Annotated in this window: 1 protein-coding gene; it reads right to left on the reverse strand. The window is 63.8% G+C overall.

Annotation, left to right across the window (positions count from 1 at the left end; translation table 11 throughout):
• Positions 1-1,444, reverse strand: a 1,444-nt coding sequence (locus tag C725_RS16465; RefSeq protein ID WP_160165739.1) for a hypothetical protein, incomplete at both ends; no start/stop codon positions are given.

Consider the following 1,444-nt stretch of genomic DNA (forward strand, 5'->3'; position numbering starts at 1 on the left):
ACATCGCCGAAATAGCGCACCATCTTCGATTTCTGGTCGTCTCCGGCAAGGCGTTCGTCGCGCCACTTCACCCAGCTTTTCCAGGTTTCGTCGCGCACGCTCTCCATGCGGGATTTCGGCCAGAGCGGCGTCTTGCCATCGACCTTGACGGTGTCGGCAAGGATATCGGTGAACAGCACCGTATCGCGCAGGAAATTGAGCGTGGCCCGTTCCGAAACATAGGGGCTGATCATCGTGGTGTAGTCGCCGCTCTTCCAGCCCTCCCAGGGGTAGGAAAGCGCCCAGGTGGCCCGGGCCAGCAAATGCATCGCCGCACGGGGATCGCCTGTCGCGGCAAACCAGACCTCACCCATATTGTGGGCGTGTTCCAGATCGCGCGTATGCTTGCGGGTGGAGGACGAGGTGCTGCCATAGAACGGGTAATCGTCCGGCCGCTGCCATTCCGCGCCCGAATTGTAGATGACCACGCCCTCGTTGCGGCCAGCCGTCACGTAAGGCTTGTCGCGCGGGTCCACGACCTTTTGCGGATCGCGGATGTGCGGACCGTAGCGGCTCTGGATCGTTTCGAACGGCATGGAGCGCGCCCAGCGCATCTGGTTCAGATAGGCGTCGGCTGCTTTCTTGAACGCGACGCTCTCGTCTTCCAGCGCGAGCCGGATCAGGTTCGCGTCCCACTCCGACATGACTGCACGGCCATGATAGTTTTCACCGCCGGTCGAGGAGGTATCGCCGAACGGGCTCTTGCGGCCGTCATAGCTGTAAATCCGCGCCGGATCGTAATCGACACGGTCGACTGTCGGCGCGACGAACTTCATGCCGTACCGCGCATAAACCCCCGCGTCGACCCGTGGCAGCAAGTGCGCCTCGACCGCCGCGCGAACGCGGGCCGGCGTCAGTTCGACGGGTGTGCCGTTGTCCAGCGTCTTGATCGAGGCGGGCGCGACGCGCACGGTCATCGGCTCACCGCCGTTCACCGAAACCCGATGCTCTGACTCCACGAAGACGTTCGACGGATTGCTGCTGGTGTTCGGATCCTGGTGTCCGAAGGCGCCAATATCAAACGCCCACCAATAGGGGTTCGATTCGCTCAGCCAGAGCCCGACGCGCCCCCGATCCACTTGCGGCCCGCCGGCGTTCAGTGGCTCGGGCGTCAGCCCGCAATCATTGTAGATGTACTTTCCGGTGTGCGTTGTGACGGTGCCCGATTCCTTGCAATCGAGTTCGACCGAATGCCCGTCCTTGATGAACGCGATGGTCGGCTTCGGATCCACCTGCACGCCGCCGGGTTCCGGCGCCCGCACGGGCGTTTCGGGGGCATCGGTGGCCGATCCGGGCGCCTTCGCGCCGCCGCCGACGGCTTCCGCGAAGCTTGGATATCTTCCCGTTCCGGCTGCGGTTGACGGACTGCTGCCCTCGCCTCCGCATCCCATCAGGATCGAAGCAC

Origin of the sequence: Pacificimonas flava (assembly GCF_000342165.1) — a bacterium.
GTDB lineage: Bacteria > Pseudomonadota > Alphaproteobacteria > Sphingomonadales > Sphingomonadaceae > Pacificimonas > Pacificimonas flava.